This window comes from Streptomyces sp. NEAU-YJ-81 (assembly GCF_017592595.1).
Lineage (GTDB): Bacteria > Actinomycetota > Actinomycetes > Streptomycetales > Streptomycetaceae > Streptomyces > Streptomyces hygroscopicus_B.
The window spans coordinates 472,096-492,247 of the sequence record NZ_JAGFNO010000004.1; the positions used below are offsets into that span (position 1 = coordinate 472,096).

Annotated in this window: 2 protein-coding genes; both read left to right on the top strand. The window is 74.2% G+C overall.

Annotated features, from left to right (window positions below):
* The first annotated feature begins 21 nt into the window (after positions 1 to 21).
* The gene (locus J5X86_RS13335; protein WP_208516952.1) at positions 22 to 1,380 is read left to right on the top strand and encodes a serine hydrolase; all 1,359 of its coding nucleotides are present in this window, start codon (positions 22 to 24) and stop codon (positions 1,378 to 1,380) included.
* Between the two features lie 135 nt (positions 1,381 to 1,515).
* A complete protein-coding gene (locus tag J5X86_RS13340; RefSeq protein ID WP_208516953.1) occupies positions 1,516 to 20,151 on the top strand; it encodes a non-ribosomal peptide synthetase in 18,636 nt (6,211 codons plus the stop codon).
* The last annotated feature ends 1 nt before the right edge of the window (position 20,152 follow it).

Below are 20,152 nucleotides of genomic sequence, written 5' to 3' on the forward strand. Positions count from 1 at the left end.
TCCCCCGGCAAGGAGTGCACCGTGTTACGTCCGACCCCGGCACCGTCCGTCGAGCGGTCGAAGATACGCCGCGTCCTCGAGGACCGCCTGACCGCCCTGGCCCGCGCCCATCAGGTGCCCGGCGCCCAACTCGCCGTACACAGCGGCGGGATGACGCTCGCCGTGGAGACCGGCGTCCTGGACGCGGAGACCGGCGAGCCGTTCACCGCCGAGGCGGCCGTGCCCATCGGCTCCGTCACCAAGGCGTACACCGCGACCGTGGTGGCGCTCCTGGTGGCGGACGGCGATGTGGAGCTGGACGACCCGCTCGGCGACCATGTGCCGGAGCTGCGCCGGGCCGGTCCGCCGTGCACGGTGCGCCAGGTGCTCAGCCATACCGCGGGGCTGCCGTCCGGGCCCGATTCGGACCAGGTGGCCTCGGTGACCGCCGCACGCTATCTGCTGGACCACTGCACCGACCGCACCCTGGTGATGCCTCCGGGCACGGACTTCTCCTACTCCAACGCGGGCTATGTAGCGGCGGGCCGGCTGATCGAGACGGTCACCGGGATGAGCTGGCAGGAGGCCATGCGGTCCGTGCTGCTCCATCCGCTGGGCACCGTGCCGTCCTTCATCGGCACCGCCGCCACCCCGCACCGGCCCACCGCGCGCGGCCACTCGGCCAACACGGCCACGGGCAGGACGAGACCGGTGCGGCAGAACCTCGCCCCCGCCGAGGCCGCGGCCGGTGCGCTGCGGGCCAGTGCCCTCGATCTGGTGGCACTGGGCCGGGCCCATCTCGGCGACGGCCCGCGGGGGGTGCCGCCCCGTGAGCTCGCGGAGGAGATGCGCCGCCCCGTGCCCGGTGCCGACCCCGGTGTGCTGGCCGACGGCTGGGGCCTGGGATGGGCGCTCTTCCGGCACGGCGAGACGCTGTGGTTCGGACACGACGGCAACGCCCAGGGCACCTCCTGCTCGCTGCGGGCCGATCCCGCCACGGGGGTCGTGGTCGGCTTCACCGCCAACGCGGGCGGCGGCACCGAGCTGTGGAACGAACTGACCGATGTCCTCCGCGAGATCACCGGCGTCCGGGTGCCCGCCAGCCCCACCCCGCGGCACCTGGCCACCCCCATGGCCGTGACCTCGCAGTGCACCGGGATCTATCTCAACGGCGACATCGAGTACCAGGTGACCATGGGCGACGGCGGTGGCCTCGCCCTGTCCGTGGACGGCGACCTCCCCGCGCCGCTGGTCTGCCATGAGGACCTCACCTGCGATCTGGTGGACCCGTCCTCCGGACGCCGGATCCCCGGCGGGCGCTTCGTCCGCGATCCACGGACCGGCGCCGTCGACCGGATCCAGCTCTCGGGCCGGATGGCCCGTAAGAGCGCTCTGGTCTGAGGCCCCACCGCCCACCCGCACGGCCGCCTCCCCACATCTCCCCCGGCCGGGTGCGGGCGCCCCGGCTCGGCGCCGACAAGGCCCGAACCGTCACCCATCCGCCCGTTCAACCGCTCTGAAGGGCCACACCCCGCCATGACGGACCACTACGCGACCTCATCGGTGTCCGCACCCCAGGATGTCCCGGACCTCCCTCCGGCGGCGTGGAACGCCACGGACCGTGCCGTCTCCCGCGCGCCGCTCGGCGAGCTCTTCGCCGTATGGGCGAGGCGCACCCCCAAGGCGCCGGCCCTGGTGGCGGACGACCGCGAGTGGTCCTTCGACGAGGTCGAGCGCTGGGCGAACCGGCTGGCCCACCACCTCATCGGGCAGGGCGTGGGGCCGGAGCGGGTGGTGGCCCTGGTCCTGCCCCGCTCGGCCGAACTGGTGGTGGCCGAGCTGGCGGTGGCGAAGGCCGGCGGCGCGTACCTCCCGATCGATCCGGCGCATCCCGAGGAGCGCCGCGCCATGATGCTGGCCGACGCCCGGCCGGTGGCCGTGCTCGACGACCCGGCGCGGATCCGGGAGGTGGCGGCCGGGGCGGGCCCCGATCACGCACCCGGCCGGGCGGACCTGCTCGGCCCGCTGCTCCCCGAGCATCCCGCGTATGTCATCTACACCTCCGGCTCCACGGGTGTGCCCAAGGGCGTACTGGTGCCGCACGCCGGTCTGGGGAACTTCTCGGCCGCGACGACGGCCCATTACCGGGTCCGGCCGGGCGACCGGGTGCTGCAGTTCTCCTCGCCGAGCTTCGACGCCTCCGTTCTGGAGCTGTGCTCCTCCCTGCTCGCCGGGGCGGCGCTGGTGGTGCCCCCGGAGGGGCCCCTGCTGGGCGCCGAGCTGGCCTCGGTGCTGCGGGAGAAGCGGGTGACCCATGCCCTGATCCCCCCGGCGGCGCTCGCGACCGTGCCGCCGGAAGAACTCCACGACGGGCTGCCCGGCTTCCGCACCCTGATCGTGGGCGCGGAGGCCTGCCCCGCCGATCTGGTGGGCCTGTGGGCGCCCGGGCGGCGGATGGTCAACTCCTACGGCCCGACCGAGGCCACGGTCGTGGCCACCTGGACGGACGCCCTGTCGGCGGGCTCCGGCACCCCGCCGATCGGCCGTCCGCTTCCCAACACCCGGGTGTTCGTGCTGGACGAGGCGGCGCGGCAGGTGCCGGTCGGCGCCACGGGAGAGCTCTGCGTCAGCGGCGCGGGCCTGGCCCGCGGCTATCTCGACCTGCCGGGGCTGACCGCCGAGCGGTTCACCGCCTGCCCCTTCGGCCCGCCCGGCTCCCGGATGTACCGCACCGGTGACCTGGTCCGCTGGAACGCCGACGGTGAACTGGAATTCCTCGGCCGGGCCGACCACCAGGTCAAGATACGCGGCTTCCGCATCGAACTGGGCGAGGTGGAGGCCGCGTTGGCCCGCCACCCCCAGGTGGGCACGGCCGTGGTCACGGTACGGGAGGACGAGCCCGGCCAGAAGCGGCTGGTCGCCTATATGGTGCCGCCCAGCGGCGGGACCCCGCCGAAGGCCGCGGAGGTGCGCGCCGCGGCGGCCCGGGTGCTGCCGGCGCATATGGTGCCGTCCGCCTATGTGGTGCTGGACGCGTTCCCCCTCACCCCGCACCGCAAGATCGACCGGCAGGCGCTGCCCGCCCCGCGCTCCGCGCCGGACGGCGCCTGGCGCCATATCGCCCCGCGCACCCCCGCCGAGGAGGCCCTGGCCCGTATCTGGTCCGAGGTGCTGCCGGTGGACACGGTGGGCGTGGAGGACGACTTCCTGGGCCTGGGCGGCGACTCCATCCTCGGAGTGCGGCTGCTCACCCGCGTCCGGGCCGAACTGGGCGTGGAGCTCTCGCTGCGCGACCTGCTCGACGCCAGGACGGTGGCGCGGCTGGCCGCCCGGCTGCCCGCGGGGGCCACCGACGCGCCCGCGGCGCCCGAAGCACCGATCCCGCCCGCGCCGCGCGACCGTCCGCTGCCGCTGTCCTCCGCCCAGCGGCGGCTGTGGTTCCTGGACGATCTGACCTCCGGCGGCACCGAGTACAACACCGGGGCCGGGCTGCGGCTCGACGGCCCGCTGGACGCGGCCGCGCTGCTCCGGGCGCTGGACCGGCTCGCCGCCCGCCATGACGCCCTGCGCACCACCTTCGCCACCGTGGACGGGCACGGGGTGCAGCAGGTGGCCGCGCACGGGACCGTACCGCTGGACCGGGTCGACCTCGGCGGGCATCCGCCGCGGGAGCGCGCCGAGGCGCTCGACCGCACCCTGACCGGCGAGCTGAACCGCCCCTACGACCTGCGACAGGGGCCGCTGACCAGGGCGCTGCTGATCCGGCTCGCCGACGAGGAGCACATCCTGCTGCTGGCGCAGCATCACATCGTCACCGACGGCTGGTCGGTCGGGGTGCTGGTGCGCGAGCTGGCCGCGCTCTACACCGCCGAGGTGTCCGGAACCGCTGCCGCGCTCCCCGAACCCGCCCTGCAGTACCCGGACTTCGCGGTCTGGGAGCGCGGCCGTCCCGCCACCGCCCCGGACGACGCCGACCTGGAGTACTGGCGGGGCCGGCTGGCCGGGATGCGGACGCTGGAGCTGCCCACCGACCGCCCGCGCCCGCCGGTGCGCACCACGGCGGGCGAGGTGCACCGCCGCGAGCTGCCCGCCGAGCTGGTGGCCGGGCTGACCCGGCTCGGCAGGGAGCGGGACACCACGCTGTTCACCCTGCTCGCGTCCGCCGTCGCGGTGCTGTTCTCCCGCTACTCGGGCCAGCGCGACATCGCCTTCGGCACCGTCACCGCCGGACGCCACCGCAAGGAGCTGGAGTCGGTCGCCGGATTCTTCGTCAACACCCTGGTGCTGCGTGCCGATGTGGACGGGGACAGCACGGTCGAGCGGTTCCTGGACGCGATGCGCGAGACGGTGCTGGACGCCTTCGGCCATGACCGGCTGCCGTTCGAGCGGGTCGTCGAGGAGCTGGCCCCGCGCCGCGACCCCAGCCGCAATCCGCTGGTGCAGGCGCTCGTGGTGCAGCAGAGCGCCATGGTGCCCGCCCAGGAGGCGGCGGGTGTGCGGATCACCGAGCACTCCCTGCCGCGCCCGGCCGCGCGGTTCGATCTGGTGCTGGAGTTCCTGCCCCGCGACGACGGCTCGCTGGGGCTGACCGTCGAGTTCAACTCCGATCTGTTCGACACGGCCACGATCGAGCGGATGGCCGGGCATCTGCACCGGCTGCTGACCGCCATGGTGGCCGATCCGGGCGCCACCCTGGTCTGCTTGCGGATGCTGGCCGACGCCGAGTGGCATGCGATGCTCGACGCCTGGAACGGGCCGGAGCAGACCGCGATCGACGCCACCCTGCCCGATCTCTTCGCCGCCCAGGTGGCACGGCGTCCGAGCGCCACCGCCGTGACCTGCCAGGACGCCAGCCTCTCCTACGACGAGGTGAACCGGCGCGCCAACCGGCTGGCGCGGCTGCTCATCGCCCGGGGCGCCGGTCCCGAGCGGCTGGTGGCCCTCGCCCTGCCGCGCTCGGCCGAACTCGTCGTCGTCCTGCTGGCGGTGCTCAAGGCGGGCGCCGGATATCTGCCGGTGGACCCCGGCCATCCGGCCGAGCGCATCGCGTTCACGCTGGACGACGCCGCGCCCTCGACCATCCTCACCACCACCGGGACGGCCGGCTGCCTGCCCCCGGACGCCGAACCGCTGGTGCTGGACGACCCGGCGGTCCGCGCCGAGCTGGACGGGCTCGCGGACGGCGACATCACCGACGGTGAGCGGATCCGTCCGCTGGACCCGGCCCATCCCGCGTATGTCATCCACACCTCCGGATCGACCGGCCGACCCAAGGGCGTGGTAGCCACCCACCGCGGCGTGGCGGGGCTCGCGGCCTGGGCGGAGACGGAGCTGGGCCGTGAGCGGCTGACCGACGTGGTCGCCTCGACCTCGCTCAACTTCGATGTGTCGGTCTTCGAACTCCTCTGCCCGCTGCTGGCCGGCGGCAGCGTCGAGGTGGTGCGGGATCTGCTCGCCCTCACCGATCCGGGCGGCCGGCCGCGGGCGCAGGGGCTGCTCAGCGGGGTGCCCTCGGTGTTCTCCCGGCTTCTGGGCGAGGATCCCCCGGCGGCCCGGGCCCGGACCGTCGTGCTGGCGGGCGAGGCGCTGCCCGCCCAGACCGTACGGGACATCCGGGAGGCCATGCCGTCCTGCCGGATCGCCAATCTGTACGGGCCGACCGAGGCCACGGTGTACGCCACCGCCTGGTTCTGCGATGGCCAGGCGCCGTCGCAGGCCCCGCCGATCGGCCGCCCGGTCGCGGGCACCCGCGCGTATGTCCTGGACCCGATGCTCCGGCTGGTGCCGCCCGGGGTGGCCGGTGAGCTGTACCTGGGCGGGCACGGCCTGGCCAGGGGCTATCTCAGGCGGCCGGGGCTGACCGCCCACCGCTTTCTCGCGGACCCCTTCGGGCGGCCCGGCAGCCGGATGTACCGCACCGGTGACCTGGTCCGCTGGAACGGCGACGGCCGGCTGGAGTACCTGGGCCGGGCCGATGACCAGGTGAAGATCCGCGGCTTCCGCATCGAGCTGGGCGAGGTGGAGACGGCGCTGCTGCGCCACCCCGACATCGCCGAGGCCGCCGCCGTCGCAAGGGAGACGGACGGTCATACGCGGCTGATCGCGTATGTGGTGGCCGCCGCGGGCGCCGCACCGGACCCGGCGGGGCTGCGGCGGTTCCTGCGGCGTTCGCTGCCCGACTACATGGTGCCCGCCTCGGTCGCCGTCCTGGAGCGGATGCCCCTGAGCCCGGGCGGCAAGCTGGACCGCGGCCGGCTCCCCGAGCCGGAGTGGGCCGAGGCCGCGGCACCGGGCTATGTGGCGCCCCGCACCGCCACCGAGCGGACCCTGGCGACGGTCTGGGCTCGCGTCCTGCGGGTGGAGCGCGTGGGGGTGGAGGACAACTTCTTCTCCCTCGGCGGCGATTCGATCCTCAGCATCCAACTGGTCTCCCAGGCACGGCAGGCCGGGCTCGCCGTCACCTCGCGCGATGTCTACCGCCACCAGACGGTCGCCGCGCTGGCCCTGCATCTGGACACCACCACGGCCCCGGCCGGGCCGCCCGGCTCCGACGGGGACGAGACGGCCACCGGGGAGCTGCCGCTGACCCCCATCCAGCACTGGCTGTTCACCACCGACCCCGAGCGGGCCGGCCACTTCAACCAGACCATCTCCCTGGTGCTCCCCGAGGACGTGGACGAGGACGCGCTGCGGCACGCCGTGGACGCGCTGGTGGCACACCATGACGCCCTGCGCTCCCGGTTCCACCGCCGGGACGACGGCTGGCACCAGCGGATCGAGGACGCGGCGGCCGTCCGCGTACCGCTGAAGACCACCGGCGGCGCGCATCTGGGCCGCTTCGACCTGGCCGGGGAACCGCTGCTGCGCGCGGTGCTCGACCGGGACGCCGGGCCGCACCCGGTCCTCCATCTCACCGTCCATCACGCGGTCGTGGACGGGGTGTCCTGGCGGGTCCTCCTGGAGGATCTCGACAGCGCCTACCGGCGGGCGGCCCGGGACGAGGGGGCCGGACTGCCCGCGAAGTCCTCCCCGCTGCGCCGCTGGGCGCTGCGGCTGGGCGCCCATGCGGCCGAGGGCGGGTTCGCCGACGAGGAGGCGTACTGGACCGGCCTGGCCGGGGCCTGCGACCCCTCGCTGCCAATGGACCTGGAGGGGCCGAACACGTATGCCTCGGCCCGGTCGGTCACCCTTCGGCTCGGCCCGGAGGAGACCGCCGCACTGCTCCAGACGCTGCCCGACGTCTACCGGACACAGGTCAACGATGTGCTGCTGAGCGCGCTGGCCCGGGTGCTGCAGCGCTGGACCGGGCGCGCCCGGGTGCCGGTGGACGTGGAGGGCCACGGCCGCGAGGAGCTCTTCGCGGACCTGGATCTGTCCCGTACGGTCGGCTGGTTCACCACCCGCTTCCCGGTGGCACTCGACCTTCCGGACGGCGGCTGGGGCGAGGTCCTCAAGTCGGTCAAGGAGCAGATGCGGGCCGTGCCACGGCGTGGTCTGGGCTACGGGGTGCGGCGTCATCTGCTCGATGGCGAGGGCCTTCCCGACGGCCCCACGGCCGGGATCAGCTTCAACTACCTCGGCCGGTTCGAGGCGCCGGGCGGTGGCGACGGCCTCTTCCGCGGTCTCCACCGGGAATTGGCCCTGGACGCCGACCCGGCCTCGCCGCGCCCGCATCCGCTGGAGGTGGTGGGCCGGGTCGAGGGGGACGGCCTGGAGTTCACCTGGTTCTACTCCGGGAATCTGCACCGGGAGGAGACGGTCGCCCGGCTCGCCGAGGAGTTCCGCGAGGCGCTGTGCGAGATCGCCCGGCACGGCAGCGCGCCCGGCACGGGCGGCCGCACCCCGTCCGACTTCCCGCTCGCCACCCTGGACCAGGCGGCCGTGGACCGGCTGGCGGGGAACGGCGGCACGGTGGAGGACATCTACCCGCTCACCCCCACCCAGACGGGCATGCTGTTCCACAGCCTGGCCCAGGACGATCGGCGCGCCTACTTCCAGCAGCTCGGTTTCGTCCTCGACGGGGTGCCCGATCCGGCGGCGCTGGCCGCGGCCTGGCAGCGGGTCGCCGACCGTACGCAGGTGTTGCGTGCCCGCGTGGTGTGGGAGGGGGTGCCGGAGCCGGTCCAGGTGGTGGAGCGCGGGGTGCGGATCCCGGTCACCCTGCTCGACTGGCGTCGGCTGTCCGGGCCGGACGAGCGACGGGAGGAGCTGCGCAGGTTTCTCGCCGAGGACCGGGAGCGCGGTCTCGACCTGGCCGCCGCCCCGCTGACGCGGCTGGCGCTGGCCCGGCTGTCGGCCACCGAGGTCCAGGTGGTGTGGACGTTCCACCATCTGATCCTGGACGGCTGGAGCCTCTTCCAGGTGCTCTCGGATGTCTTCCACTGCCATGCGCGGGCGCGTGACGGGGCGTCCGGCGCGGCCCTGGCCACCGGTCTGCCCGGCCGCCGTCCGTTCAGCGACTATGTGGCGTGGCTGCGGGAGCGCGACGGGGCCCTGGCCGAGGAGCACTGGCGGGCCCGGCTCGGCGATCTCACGGAGTCCACCCCGCTGCCGTACGACCGGGAGCCCACCGAGACCCACCACGCCGAGTCCACCGAGGACATCCGGCTCACCCTGCCCGCCGCCACCACCGGCCGGCTTCGGGAGCTGGCCCGGGGCGAGGGGCTCACCCTGAACACCGTGGTGCAGGGCGCCTGGGCGCTGCTGCTGGCCCGGCAGTCCGGGCGCGAGGACATCGTCTTCGGGACCACGGTGTCCGGACGGCCGCCGGAGCTGCCCGGCGTGGAGACGATGAACGGGCTGTTCATCACCACTGTGCCGACCCGCCTCACGGTGCCGGCCGGCTCCACCCTGCTGTCCTGGCTGAGCGCGGTGCAGACCGGGCAGACCGAGGACCGGCGGTTCGACTTCGTACCGCTCACCCGGCTGCGGTCCTGGACCGGTCTGCCCGAGCGGGTGAACCTCTTCGACTCCATCGTGGTCTTCGAGAACTATCCGCTCGGCGACGACCTCGCCGCCGCCCACGGCCTCGCCCTGCGCGAGCTGGACGGCGTCGAGACCACCAACTACCCGCTGTCCCTGGTGGTCTACCCCGGCACGGAGCTGGCGCTGCGGCTCGGCTACGACCCGGCGCTGTTCGATACGGCCACCGCCCGGCGGCTGGCGGAGTATCTGACGGTGCTGCTGACCGCCATGGCCGACGGCCCGGACCGGGCGCCCGCACGCCTTCCGATGCTCACCTCGGTGCGGCGCCACCAGGTGCTCCGGGAGTGGAACGACACCGCGGTCCCGCTGCCCGAGTCCACGGTGACCGGGATGTTCGCCGACCGGGTGCGGAATGCGCCGGACGCGACGGCCGTGGACGGCGAGGCGGGCCCGGTGAGCTACCGGGAGCTGGACACCCGCGCCAACCGGCTGGCCCACCGGCTCATCGGCCACGGCGTCGGCCCGGAGCGTCCGGTGGCCGTCCTGATGGACCGGTCGGTGGAGCTGGTGGTGGCGCTGCTGGCGGTCGTCAAGGCGGGCGGGGTGTACGTACCACTGGACACCCGCGCCCCCGAGGACCGGCTGCGGAGCGTGCTGGCGGAGGCGGGGGCGGAGGTGCTGCTGACCGACCGCGCCTGGGAGCGCACGGCGTCGGACATCGCGGACGGCCGGCGGACGCTGGTGGTGGAGTCCGGCGACGGAGACGACGGCCCGTCCGAGCCGCCGAGCGTGGCGCTCTCCCCCGACAACGCCCTGTATCTGATGTTCACTTCGGGCTCCACCGGGCGGCCCAAGGGGGTGGCGGTGCGCCACCGCGATGTGACCGCCCTCGTCGCGGACCGCGCCTTCGCGGGCCACGACCGGGTACTGGTGCACTCGCCCCAGGCGTTCGACGCCTCGACGTACGAGCTGTGGGTGCCGCTGCTGCGCGGCGGCCGGGCCGTGCTGGCGCCCGCCGGGGACGTGGACGCGGAGACCGTGCGCCGGGCGATCGCGGAGCACGGGGTGAGCTGTCTGTGGCTGACCGCCGGGCTGTTCCGGCTGCTCGCGCAGGAGGCGCCGGAGGCTCTGCGCGGCGCCCGGGAGGTGTGGACCGGCGGTGAGGCGGTGCCCCCCGGGGCGGTGCGCCGGGTGCTCGCGGCCTGCCCGGAGCTGACCGTGGTGGACGGCTACGGGCCCACCGAGACCACGACCTTCGCCACCCGGCGCCCCTTCCGCGCCGGGGAGGCGCTGCCGCGCTCGCTGCCCATCGGACGGCCGCTGGACAACACCCGGACGTACGTCCTCGATGGCGCCCTCCAGCCGCAACCCCCGGGCATTCCCGGGGAGTTGTACATCGCGGGGGCAGGGGTGGCCCGCGGCTACCAGGGCCGTCCCGGCGCCACCGCCGAGCGGTATGTCGCCGATCCGTTCGGGCCGCCCGGCTCCCGGATGTACCGCACCGGGGACATCGTGGCCTGGACCGACGACGGTGAACTCCGCTTCCAGGGCCGCGCCGACGACCAGCTGAAGGTCCGGGGCTTCCGCATCGAGCCGGGCGAGATCGAGGCCGCGCTGGCCCGCCACGAGGCCGTGGCGCAGGCTGTCGTCACGCTCGCCCGCGTGGGCGACCGCAGGCTGCTGACCGGCTATGCGGTGCCGGTCCACGGGAGCGAGGTGCCGGGCGCCGGGGAGCTGCGCGCCTTCCTGGGTGGCCTGCTGCCCGACTACATGGTGCCCTCGGCGTTCGTCGCCCTCGACGCGCTGCCGCTGACCCGCAACGGCAAGGTGGACCGCCGCAAGCTGCCCGCGCCCGATCCGGCGGCGGCCGGGACGGCGGGATATGTGGCGCCCCGTACCGACGCCGAGCGGACCCTCGCCGAGATCTGGGGCACCCTGCTGGGCCGGGATCGGATCGGCGCCGAGGACAACTTCTTCCATCTGGGCGGGGATTCGATCCTCAGCATCCAGGTGGCCTCCCGCGCCCGGCAGGCGGGGCTGGCCCTCACCCCCCGGGAGCTCTTCCGGCACCCCACGATCGCCTCGCTCGCCACCGTCACCACCCCGACCGCGGCGCCCGCCGCCGACACCGGGCCGGTGACCGGCGAGGTGCCGCTCACCCCGATCCAGCACTGGTTCTTACGTCTGCGGACCGCCCGGCCCGGCCACTTCAACCAGTCCGTGGTCGTGGAACTCCAGCGGGATCCGGACCTTCCCGCGCTCCGCGCGGCGCTCGACGCACTGCTGGTCCACCATGACGCGCTGCGGACGCGGTTCGAGCCCGGGGCCGACGGAAGCCCCCGGCAGTACTGCCCGCCGCCGGAGCTGACGAGCCCCGCGCTCTTACGGGAGGACGACCTGTCGGGGCTCGGCGCGCCGGAGCGGCGGGCCGCCGAGGACGCTGCGATGGCGGAGGCACAGGCCGGATTCGACCTGGCGCGGGGTCCGCTGCTGGCCGCACGGCTGTTCCACCACGGAGACGGGCAGCGGCCGACGCTCTTCCTGACCGCCCACCACCTCGTGGTCGACGGCGTCTCCTGGCGGGTGCTGCTGGAGGACCTGAACACCGCGTACCAGCAGCTGCTCGCGGGCGGGCGGGCCGACCTCGGCCCGCGCACCACCTCCGTACGGGACTGGTCCCACAAGCTGACCGAGCACACCGCCACCGGCGGCTTCGACGCCGAACTCCCCCACTGGCGGGCGGTGTCCGCGGAGTGCGCCGCCGGACTGCCCGTGGACGGCGAGGGCGACAACACGGTGGCGTCCATGGCCCAGATCACCGTCCGGCTGGACCGGGAGCGCACCGACGCGCTGCTGCGGCAGGTCCCCGAGGTCTACCGCACCCGCGTGGACGATGTGCTGCTCGCGGCGCTGGGCCGGGTGCTCGGCGACTGGACCGGACGGCGCCGGATCGCCGTGGACCTGGAGGGCCACGGCCGGGAGGAGCATCTGCTGGACGGGGTGGACCTGTCCCGCACCGTCGGCTGGTTCACCAGCCTGTATCCGGTCGCCCTGGAGCTTGCCGAGGGCGGCTGGGGCGAGACGCTCAAGTCCGTCAAGGAACAGTTGCGGGCCGTTCCATCGCACGGCATCGGCTACGGCGCGCTGCGCCATCTCGACCCCGCCTCGGGGCTGCGGGGCGCGGCCGAGCCAGGTATCAGCTTCAACTACCTCGGGCAGTTCGACTGGTCGGCCACGGGTGAGGACACCGAGGACACCGGTCTCGTCCGCACCGTACGGGACGGTCTGGGCGGTGACGCCGCGCCCGACACGGTCCGGGCCCATCTGCTGGACGTCGTGGGCCGGGTGGAGCGGCGGTGCCTGGAGATCACCTGGTACTACGGCTCCGGGACGCACACCGAGGAGACCGTGGCCGGGCTGGCGCGGGGGATGCTCCGCGCCCTGAAGGAGATCATCGGCCACTGCGCCGACCCCGCGGCGGGCGGCCGGACCCCGTCGGACTTCCCGCTGGCCCGGCTGGACCAGGCCGCGGTGGACCGGATCGCCGCCGACGGCCGGGCGGTCGAGGACATCTATCCGCTGACCCCGACGCAGGCCGGGATGCTGTTCCACGGGCTGATGGATCCGGAGTCGGACACGTACGTCAACCAGGTCCAGCTGACGCTGACCGGGGCGCGCGACCCGCAGGCCCTGGGGACCGCGTGGCGGCACACGGCGGACGCCAATCCGATCCTGCGCACCCATCTGGTGTGGGCGGACACCCCGGAGCCGCTGCAGGTCGTGACGCGCGGGGCCAAGCTCCGAATCGTCCACCACGACTGGACGGAGCGGCCCGAGGAGTGGCGCGAGGCCGAGCTGCTCCGCATGCTCGCCGAGGACCGGGCCGAGGGGATCGAGCTGGCCACGGCGCCGCTGATGCGGCTGGCGCTGATCCGGCTGTCCGCCGACGAGGTCCGGATCGTGTGGACGTTCCACCATGTGCTGCTCGACGGCTGGAGCGCGGCACAGGTCTTCGACGAGGTCTGCGAGCGGTACGCGGCGCTCACCACGGGCCGGTCGCCCGTGGTGCCCGCCCGCCGGCCGTTCCGCGAGTACCTGGGCTGGCTCGGCGAGCAGGACACGGCGGAGGCCGAGCGGTACTGGCGTACGGCGCTTGCGGGGTTCACCTCGCCCACCGAACTGCCGCGCGACCGGCCCGCGTCGGAGGCACACCGCACCGCCTCGTCGGGCTCGCACCGGGTCACCCTCGGCGCCGAGGAGTCCGCCCTGCTCCGTACGACGGCGCAGCGGGGCGGGCTGACCATGAACACGGTGGTGCAGGGCGCCTGGGCGCTGCTGCTGTCCCGGTACAGCGCGGCCGACGACCTGTGCTTCGGCACCACCGTCTCGGGGCGGCCGGCCGCGCTGCCGGGGGTCGAGTCCATGGTCGGGGTGTTCATCAACACCATCCCCACCCGGGTCCGGGTGGCGGGGCAAAGCAGGCTGCTGGACTGGCTGCGGGAGCTGCAGTCGGCGCAGTCGGAGGCCCGGCTCTTCGAGTCCGTGTCCCTGGCCCAGTTGGGGAGCTGGAGCGAGGTGCCCGGCGGGGTGAGCCTCTTCGACTCGATCGTGGTCTTCGAGAACTACCCGTTCGACGGCGAGGCCATCACGGCTCACGGCCTCGGCATCCGGCAGGAGCGGGATGTGGAGCCCACCAACTTCGCGCTCAGCGTCGTGGTGGCGCCCGAGGAGCGGCTGTCGATCTCACTGGACTACGACCCCGCGGCCTTCGACGCCCCGACGATCGAGCGTCTGGGGGCGTGTCTGCGCACGCTGCTGGAGGAGATGGCCGCCGATCCGGAGCGCCGGCTGGACGACCTGCCGCTGATCGGCGAGGGCGAGACGCGCGGGATCCTCGACCGCTTCAGCGGCCCGGTCGCCGCCGCGCCGCACGCGGTGCTGCCCGCGCTCTTCGAGGCGCAGGCGGCCCGTACCCCGGACGCGGTGGCGGTGATGGGCGACGGCGGACGGCTCACCTACCGGGAGCTGAACGAGCGCGCCAACCGGCTCGCCCGGCTGCTGATCGCCTCCGGCGCCGGGCCGGAACGGTTCGTGGCCCTCGCGCTGCCGCGCACCCCGGAGCTGGTGGTGGCCGTGCTGGCGGTACTCAAGAGCGGGGCGGCCTATCTCCCGGTCGACCCGGCGTATCCGGCGGAGCGGATCGCCTTCATGCTCGGCGACATCGCCCCGGACACGGTGGTGACCACCGGGGACGTGGCGGACCGCATCCCCGCCGGGGCGGGCGGCCGGATCCTGCTGGACGACGCGGAGTTCGACCGACGGCTGGCCGAGCTGCCCGCGCAGGACATCGGCGACGCCGAGCGGCGCTGCCCGCTGGCCCCCGGCCATCCGGCGTACGCCATCCACACCTCGGGGTCGACCGGTACACCCAAGGGCGTCGTGGTCACCCATGAGAGCGTGGCCGCGCTGGCCGCGTGGGCGCGGGAGGAGTTCGGCGCCCAGGGGCTGTCCCATGTGGTGGCCTCGACCTCCCTCAACTTCGATGTGTCGGTCTTCGAGATGCTCTGCCCGCTGCTGGCCGGCGGCGCCGTCGAGATCGTCCGTGATCTGCTCACCCTGGCCGAGCGGACGGAAGCCTGGACGGCGAGCCTGATCAGCGCCGTGCCCTCGGCGCTCGGGCAGGTGCTCGGCAAGGGGTCGGTCTCGGTGACGGCCGGCACGGTGGTGCTGGCGGGCGAGGGGCTCGCCGCCCGCACCGTCCAGGAGGTCCGCGCGGCCATCCCCGGCTGCCGGGTGGCGAACATCTACGGGCCCACCGAGGCGACCGTCTACGCCACCGCCTGGACCTGCGACCCCGCCGATCCCGACCGCACCCCGCCCATCGGCGCCCCGGTCGCCACCACCCGGGCCTACGCCCTGGACGCGCGGCTGCGGCCGGTGCCGGTCGGAGTGCCGGGCGAGCTGTATCTGGCGGGTCCGGGCCTGGCCCGGGGGTACTTCGGCCGGCCGGGGCTGACCGCGCAGCGGTTCACGGCCGATCCGTTCGGCCCCGCGGGCGGCCGGATGTACCGCACCGGCGATCTGGTCCGCTGGGACGAGCGGGGGCAACTGGAGTACCTCGGCAGAACCGACGACCAGGTCAAGGTGCGCGGCTTCCGGATCGAACTGGGCGAGGTCGAGGCCGCGCTGGCGCGCCACCCCGATGTCGCCGAGGCGGCCGCGGCCGTCGTCGACACCGGCGGTCACAAGCGCCTGGCCGGCTATGTGGTGCAGGTTCCCGGCGCCGCGCCGGTCGACTCCGCCGCGATCCGCGCCTTCCTCACCACGAGCCTGCCGGACCATATGGTCCCCTCGGCCGTGGTCGTCCTGGACCGGCTGCCGCTGGGGTCCAGCGGCAAGCTGGACCGGCGCGCGCTGCCCGCCCCCGTCTGGGCGGCCCGCACCACCGGCCATGTGGAGCCGCGCACGGAGACCGAGAAGGCCCTCGCCGCCATCTGGGCGGAGGTCCTCGGGGTGGAGCGAATCGGCGTGGAGGACAACTACTTCACCCTCGGCGGCGATTCCATTCTCAGCATCCAGATCGTCTCCGCCGCCCGGCGGGCCGGTATCGAGCTGACCCCACGCCATCTCTTCGTCCACCAGACCGTGGCGGACCTGGCCACGGCCGCCCGGGAGGCCCCGGCCGCGGCGACCGCTCACGAGCAGCACCCGGTCGTCGGGGAGGTGCCGCTGACCCCGATCCAACACTGGCTCTTCGAGCAACTGCCAACTACCGCAGGGCACTTCACCCAGTCGGTTTCGGCCGAGCTGACCGCGCCGGTGGACGAGAGCGCGCTGCGGGCCGCCCTGTCCACGGTGGTGACCCAGCATGACGCCCTGCGGCTGCGCTTCGAGCGGACCGAGGACGGCGCCGTACGCCAGCACAGCGCCCCGCCGGAGGACCAGCCGGTACTGGACCTCCACGACCTGTCCTCCGTGGCGCCGGGGCACCGGGACGCGGTGCTGCGGGAGACGGCCGGGCGGATACGGGCCGGGTTCGACCTGGCCCGGGGGCCGCTGCTGCACGCGGCGCTCTTCACCCGGGGCGAGGGGGAACGGCCCGTGCTGCTGCTTATGGCCCACCATCTGGTGGTCGACGCCGTCTCCTGGCGCATCGTGCTGGAGGACCTGGACACCGCCTACCGGCAGATCGCCGCGGGCCGGACGGTGGAACCGGGCGCCAAGACCACGTCGTTCCGCACCTGGGCGCGGCGCCTGAGCGAGCACACCGCCGCCGGGGGCTTCGACGCGGAGCGCGACCACTGGGCGGCCACCCACGGCTGCACCGACCTGCCCACGGACGGCGAAGGCCCCAACACCGCGGCCTGCGAGGAAGAGGTGACCGTCCGGCTCGGCGCCGAGGAGACCCGTCTGCTGTTGCAGGAGGTACCGGGCGCGTACCGGACCCGGGTCAACGACGTCCTGCTCTGCGCCCTGGGCCGGGTGCTGGCCCGCTGGACCGGCCGGGACCGGGTGGCGGTGGCCCTGGAGGGGCACGGCCGGGAGGAGATTTTCGAAGGCGTCGATCTGTCCCGTACGGTCGGCTGGTTCACCAGCCTGTACCCCGTCGCGCTGGAGACGCCCGCCGACTGGGGGCTGGAGCGGACGCTGAAGGCCGTCAAGGAGCGGCTGCGGGCGATCCCCGGGAACGGCCTGGGCTACGGCGCGCTGCGTCATTTGTCCGGCGCGGCCGCCTCCGGCCTCCCCGCCGCTCCGAAGATCAGCTTCAACTACCTCGGGCAGCAGGACTGGGAGCCGCCCGCGGCGGATGGTCTGCTGCACGCCCTGACCGGTGGGCTGGAGGGCGATATGAGCCCCGAGGCGGACCGGCCGCATCTCCTCGATGTGATCGGCCGGGTGGCGGACCGTCGGCTCGAACTGAGCTGGTCCTACTCCCGGTCGCTGCACCGGCACGCCACGGTGTGCCGGCTCGCCGAGGAGATGGTGGAGGAACTGCGGGCGATCGTGCGGCTGTGCACCCGCTCCGACGCGGGCGGGCGGACGCCCTCGGACTTCCCGCTGGCCGCGCTGGACCAGGCGACCGTCGACCGGCTGGCGGGCGACGGCCGGGACGTGGCCGATATCCATCCGCTGACCCCGACCCAGTCCGGGCTGCTCTTCCACGCACTGGCCCAGCGGGACCAAGGGCTCTATGTGGAGCAGGCGACATTCGTCCTCGATGGGGTCGCCGACTCCGGGGTGCTGGCCGCCGCCTGGCAGCATGTCGTGGATCGCACCCCGGTGCTGCGCGGCGAGGTGGTGGTGCACGGTGTGGCCGAGCCTCTGATGGTCGTGCGCCGGACCGCGGTCGTACCGGTCGAGGAGTTGGACTGGACCGGCCTCACGGAGGACGAGCGCACGGCCGCGCTGGAGCGGCTGCTGGAGCAGGACCGTGCCCGCGGGATCGATCTCGCCGCGGCCCCGCTGCTCCGCGTCACCCTGGCTCGGCTCTCGCCCGGTGAGGTGCGGGTGCTGTGGACCTTCCACCATGTGCTGCTGGACGGATGGAGCGTCTTCCAGGTGCTCGGCGATGTCTTCGCCGCCCATGCCGCCCTGGCCGCCGGTGAGCAGCCGAGACTGCAGGCCCGCAGGCCGTTCGCGGACTACGTCGCCTGGCTCGGCCGCCAGGACCGCACGCGCGCCGAGGCGCACTGGCGGCAGACCCTGGAGGGATTCACCGCTCCCACTCCCCTCCCCTATGACCGCAGGCCGACGCCGGACATCGCGACCCGGTCCTCGCACTGGCTGTCGCACCGGCTCGGTGAGCAGGACACCGCCGCCCTCCAGGACTTCGCCCGGCGGCACCGGCTCACCATGAATACGATCGTGCAGGGCGCTTGGGCATTGCTCGTATCCCGCTTGAGCGGCGAATCGGATGTCTGCTTCGGGACGACGGTCTCCGGACGGCCGGCGGAGCTGCCCGGCGCGGACGACATCACCGGCATCTTCATCAACACCCTGCCGGTGCGGTGCGCGGTGGCGGGCGCCGCCGGGACCGCCGCCTGGCTGCGGGAGCTGCAGGCCGAGCAGGCGGACGCGCGCGGCTTCGGCCATGTGCCGCTGTCCGAGCTGCGCGGCTGGAGCGAACTCCCGGCCGGGATGGACCTCTTCGAGAGCCTGGTGGTGTTCGAGAACTACCCCATCAACAGCTCCGCCGCGGCCGAGCACGGGCTGCGGGTGCGCGATCTGAACGCCATGGAGTCCACCAACTACGCGCTGACCGTGGTGGTCTCGCCCGGATCCGAACTGTCCGTGGAACTCGGCTACGATCCGCGGCTGTTCGAGGAGGCCACCGCCGAGGCGCTGACGGACCGGCTCACCCATCTCCTCGGCGCGCTGGCCGCGGCCCCCGACGATCTGCCGCTGGACCACATCGATGTCCTTCCGGCCGCCGAGCGCCACCGGCTCCTGGTGGACTGGAACGACACCACCCGGCAGGTGCGCCAGGCGACCTGGGCCGAGCTGTTCGAGGCGGCGGCGGACCGCGGCCCCGACGCGGTGGCGGTGGACTCCCTGCGCCTGCGGCTGACCTACGCGGAGCTGGACGGCCGGGCCAACCGCCTCGCCCACCACCTCATCGGGCAGGGCGTGGGCCCCGGGCGGATCGTCGCGCTGGTGCTGCCCCGGTCGGTGGAGTCCGTCGTCGCCCGGCTCGCGGTGGCCAAGGCCGGGGGCGTCTATCTGCCCATCGATCCCGACTACCCGGCCGAGCGCGTCGAGTTGATGCTCAAGGACTCCGCCCCGCATCTCGTCATCGAGCGGGCCGCCGAGGTCCGGGCCCCGGACGGCCCGGCGCACCGCCCCACGGACGAGGACCGACTCGGCGCCGTCCACCCGGACGACCCCGCCTATGTGATCTACACCTCCGGGTCCACCGGAACCCCCAAGGGAGTGGTCGTCACCCACCGCGGGATCGCGAGCTTCGCCGCCGCCGAGGCCGAGCACTTCCAGGTGCGGCCGGACGACCGCGTGCTGCAGTTCTCCTCGCCCGGCTTCGACGCCTCCGTCCTGGAGCTGTGCATGGCGCTGCCGTCCGGGGCCGCCCTGGTGGTGCCCGAGCCCGGCCCGCTGCTGGGCGGCCATCTCGCGGAGATCCTGCGGCGGCAGCGGATCACGCACACCCTCATCCCGCCCGCCGCGCTCGCGACACTGCCCGCCGGCACCGAGCGGGAGCTGCCCGATCTGCGGACGCTGATCGTGGGAGGGGACGCCTGCGGCGCCGAACTGGCCGCCCGGTGGGCGCCGTACCACCGCATGATCAACGCGTACGGGCCGACCGAGACCACCGTGGTGGCCACCTGGTCCGAGCCGCTCGACGCCAACGCCGCCCCGCCGCCGATCGGGCGGCCCATCCCCAACACCCGGGTTCATCTGCTCGACGCGCGGCTGCGCCCGGTGCCGGTGGGCGTGCCCGGCGAGCTGTGGGTCAGCGGTCCGTCGCTCGCCCGCGGCTATCTGGGCCGCGCCGGGCTGACCGCCTCCCGCTTCCTCGCCGACCCCTTCGGGCCGCCCGGCTCCCGGATGTACCGCACCGGCGACCTCGCCCGCTACGACGCCCGGGGCCGCCTCCACCATCTGGGGCGCGTCGACCACCAGCTCAAGCTGCACGGCCATCGCATCGAGGCCGGTGAGGTGGAGACCGCCCTGTGCGGCCATCCCGCCGTCGCGGAGGCCGTGGTGACGGTGCGGGAGGACGAGCCCGGTGTACGCCGGCTGGTGGCCCATCTGGTTCTCGCGCCCGGGGCCGCCACCCCGGCCGACACCGAGCTGCGCACCCAGCTGGGCCGCACGCTCCCGGGGCCGATGGTCCCGTCGGCGTTCGCCGTACTGGACCGGCTGCCGCTCACCGAGAACGGCAAGACCGACCGCGCCGCGCTGCCCGCGCCCGGCCCCGGCACCACCGCCGCCGCACCGGCCGGCCATATCGCCCCGCGTACCCCCACCGAGGAGGTCATCGCGGAGATCTGGTCGGAGGTGCTGGAGGTGTCGCCGGTCGGCGCGGAGGACGAGTTCTTCGCCCTGGGCGGTGACTCGATCCGCAGCCTGCTGATCGCCTCCCGCGCCAAGGAGGCGTTCGCCGTCGACCTGACCCCGCGGGACATTCTGACCGCGCGCACCGTCTCCGCCCTCGCCGACCTGGTCGAGGAGCACATCCTGCGCGAACTCGAAGACGCCGCTTCCGGCGGCAGCGACCACGACGACCGGTGAG